Below are 3329 nucleotides of genomic sequence, written 5' to 3' on the forward strand. Positions count from 1 at the left end.
GCGGCGTAAGAGTTCCTCGACCCGCCAATCTCATTCCAAATCATCGATACCGGGCGCGCGGCATGTTCGCTCCGCGCGGCCATTCTCATTCTTCGAAAGACCGACATGAACACCGGAACCGTGAAGTTCTACAATGGCCGGACCGGCTTCATTCAGCCGACCGATGGCGGCAAGGACGTCTTTGTCCATGTCAGCGCACTGGAGCGCGCCGGCTTCCCCGGCCTCGCCGAAGGCCAGAAGCTGCAGTTCGAGTTGGAGCGTGACACCAAGGGCCGCGAGTCGGCCGCCAATTTGCAAATGATCTGATCCGGCCGAATTCGATGAACGCTGACCACGGATGTACTGGCAGCTCTCGAAAGAGGCTTATTTCCAGCGACTGCCGGAAATAGGAAAGCGGGGCTCGTCCCCGCTTTTTTGTTTTCAGGACCGCTGCTTTGCATAGGTAAGACAATGCCGGACCGCACCACCCACTCCATCGCGCACTTCACCGCACCTTTCGTGCTCGGCGGACTGGAAGGGCAGCTGCCGGCCGGCGACTACGACATCGACCACGACGAAGAGCTGATCGAGGGCATGTCGCGGCTTGCCTGGCGCCGCGTCGCCACTTTCATCCATCTGCCGGCAAGGGCAGCGAAAAACCCGCCCACCAGCCAGCTTGTCGCCATCGATTACCTCGAACTCGAAACAGCGCTGAAGCGCGACAGGGAGAATGCAGCATGATCCGTTTCCAGCAGAATGCGCGCCCGCGCACCGACACACCCGCGCACCAGTTTTCGATCGGTCAGACCGTGCGCATGAAGAGCCGCACCGGCCTCGTTCAGAAGACCGCCGAACTGTTCCAGATCAAGAGCAGGCTGCCGGTCAAGGATGGTTCGCCGCAATACCGCATCCGCAGCGAGCAGGAGACCTATGAGCGGGTCACCACCGAAGACAATCTCGAACCGGCAGATCCGGTTGTTGCCGACAACCCCGTTGTTGCCAGCAACCCGCTCGTCTGAGACCCCACCGCCAAGCCAACACTGAAGCAGGAGCACGACATGTCCAAAGGTCAACAGCGTAGCAACCGCGAGACACGCAAGCCGAAGAAGGACAAGGTCGTGGCAAAGCCCGCCTCCCCGTTCGGTTCGTCGGTCAAGCAGGCGGAGAGCAGCTTGAAGCCGAAGTCGAAAGGCTGACAAACTGGAGGGCGCGCCTCGTGCGCCCTTTCCGTCGTCCTCTGTGAGGTGGCGAATTGACTGGACAGGCCTGCGCAATGCTCTGCCACGGAGGCGCGCTTGAATTTCGTCATCGAGTTCTACCGGTTGCGCGACGCCGACGAAGCCACTCTCGACAAGGTGTCGCTGGAGGCGCCGAACCTGCGCGCCGCGCTGCAGGACGCCACCGCGCTGTTCCACACGCTGGCGATGCCGCAAATCCCCGATCGCCTGCGCATCTGCGACGACAGTGGCAGCGAGCTCTATGCCGGCCCGGCCGACGGCGCCTATCCGGTTTAGAGCAGCGGTGCTGCCCCACGACTCCATTAAAGTTCACGTAAGATCGAGGCCCTAATATCCGCCTGAACCGGGCCGCTGCCGCGATTGGTGGCCGAGACGTTGCGGGCGACCACCCACGATCGCCGCTCATACCCGAAGGCAGGAGGCGCATGGACAGGTCGCGCATCATCGTGACGGCGGTGGTGTTGGCCATGCTGGGCGCCATCTTGCCAATCGCAGCTATGTTTCATCTCGCTTGGATTCAGGCCGTCCAAAAGGAACATGAGCGGCTGCAGCTGTTCGCCAGCCGCGCCATCGCCAGGGCCGACATCTCGCTCAACGATGCCACCGCCGCCTTGCGGCAGATCGACCAGTTCACCGGCATCCGCTGTTCGGCGGACCATATAGCCCGTATGCGGCAACTCACCATCAACACGCGCCCGATCGAAGAAATGGGCTATTTCGAAAACGGCCTGCTCAAATGCTCTTCCTGGGGACCGACCGAAGGGCGCGTTGCGCAATCCACCCCTGACTTCACCACCAGGGACGGCATTGCCGTCACCGCCCGCATGCAGCCGGTGATGAGCGAGGACCATTTTCTGATGGCGCTGCGATACAGGGATCACAACGTCCTTGTCGATCCGGTACGCTTTGTCGACGTCATCGTCGATCCCAGTGTCCAGCTCGCCTTGACGACGCAAACGGGCATCCTGCTTGGCGCGTTGAACGGCCCGAATCCTGCTCGTATCGAGAAGATCATCGCCGGTCCCGGCGAAGGCATCGATGACGATCTCCTGTTTGCCACGGCGCGCGGGACGGACTGGATTGCTGTCGCCACCGAACCGACAAGCCAGATCCTGGGCAGCGTTCGCAAGCAGCAATTCATGCTGCTTCCGCTCGGCGCCTTCATGGCTGCCTTCATCATCGGCGTGGTTGTGTGGCTGTCACGAAGGCGGCTTTCGCCCTTGGGAGAATTGCAGATCGCCGTGCGCAAGCACGAATTCATCGTCCACTATCAGCCGATCGTCGAGCTCAGGACCGGCAATTGCATCGGCGCGGAAGCGCTGGTGCGCTGGAAGCGGCCGAATGGCTCCCTGGTCCGGCCCGATCTTTTCATTCCGCTGGCGGAAGAGAGCGGCCTGATCACGGCGATCACCGATCAGGTCATTGCGATGGTTGTGTTCGACCTGAACAAGCTCCTGGTCGCCGATCGCTCGCTTCACATCGCCATCAATCTCAGCGCAACCGATGTCGGCACCGCGCGGGTCCTGCCTATTATCGAAAAGGCGTTGCAGCACACCGGAATCCGGCCCCAGCAAATCTGGCTCGAGGCCACGGAGCGAGGTTTCGTCGATATCAACTCGGCGCGTTCGACGCTCATTCGTGCCCGCGAACTGGGGCACGCAGTGGCAATCGACGACTTCGGCACCGGCTATTCCAGCCTGTCCTATCTCGAGGGGCTGCCGCTCGATGCGCTCAAGATCGACAAATCGTTCATCGATACGATCAGCACGAATTCCGCCACCAGTTCCGTCACCCCGCATATCATCGACATGGCCAAGACACTGAAGCTGAAGATCGTTGCCGAGGGCGTGGAAACGCAGGCGCAGGCCGACTATCTCGCCGAGCGCGACGTCGACTACGGCCAGGGCTGGCTTTTCGCCAGACCCATGCCTGCGTCCGAGTTCATCGCCTACTGTCGCCAGGTGGAGCCGACGGCTTGACGCCTGTCGTCCTCAACAAGGCGCAGCGTTCTCAGCACGGCCCGTCGCCAACGACGCGATAGTCCGCGGCGCGGGCTTCGCAGGAATTGGGGAAGGTACGCATCTCGCCATGCCGGCGGCCGCAGACCGGAGC

General features: G+C 61.9%; 6 protein-coding genes and 1 pseudogene. 6 read left to right on the forward strand and 1 reads right to left on the reverse strand.

Annotation, left to right across the window (positions count from 1 at the left end):
• The first annotated feature begins 105 nt into the window (after positions 1 to 105).
• The 6 genes from EN939_RS26355 to EN939_RS26375 all read left to right on the forward strand — a co-directional run bounded on the left by EN939_RS26355 (position 106) and on the right by EN939_RS26375 (position 3196).
• Positions 106 to 306, forward strand: a complete 201-nt coding sequence (locus EN939_RS26355) for a cold-shock protein (RefSeq protein WP_127270517.1) — start codon at positions 106 to 108, stop codon at positions 304 to 306.
• A gap of 144 nt (positions 307 to 450) precedes the next feature.
• Positions 451 to 720 carry a hypothetical protein gene (locus tag EN939_RS26360; RefSeq protein ID WP_023809798.1) on the forward strand — a complete coding sequence of 90 codons (270 nt, stop codon included), beginning with the start codon at positions 451 to 453 and terminating at the stop codon, positions 718 to 720.
• Positions 717 to 998, forward strand: a complete 282-nt coding sequence (locus EN939_RS26365) for a hypothetical protein (RefSeq protein ID WP_127270520.1) — start codon at positions 717 to 719, stop codon at positions 996 to 998. The genes EN939_RS26360 and EN939_RS26365 overlap by 4 nt, the downstream gene beginning before the upstream one ends.
• Positions 999 to 1037: 39 nt before the next feature.
• Entirely contained in the window at positions 1038 to 1175 is a 138-nt protein-coding gene (locus EN939_RS38185; protein WP_164482279.1) for a hypothetical protein, read from the forward strand.
• 99 nt (positions 1176 to 1274) lie between these two features.
• Positions 1275 to 1493 (forward strand): hypothetical protein, encoded by a 219-nt coding sequence (locus EN939_RS26370; protein WP_127270522.1) that lies wholly within the window; start codon positions 1275 to 1277, stop codon positions 1491 to 1493.
• A gap of 149 nt (positions 1494 to 1642) precedes the next feature.
• Positions 1643 to 3196 carry an EAL domain-containing protein gene (locus tag EN939_RS26375; RefSeq protein ID WP_127270524.1) on the forward strand — a complete coding sequence of 518 codons (1554 nt, stop codon included), beginning with the start codon at positions 1643 to 1645 and terminating at the stop codon, positions 3194 to 3196.
• 31 nt (positions 3197 to 3227) lie between these two features.
• Here the strand turns inward: EN939_RS26375 and EN939_RS39325 are convergent.
• Positions 3228 to 3329 (reverse strand): annotated as a pseudogene (locus tag EN939_RS39325) (peptidase); the annotation flags it as partial.

It is taken from the genome of Mesorhizobium sp. M7A.F.Ca.CA.002.05.1.1, assembly GCF_003998335.1.
Lineage (GTDB): Bacteria > Pseudomonadota > Alphaproteobacteria > Rhizobiales > Rhizobiaceae > Mesorhizobium.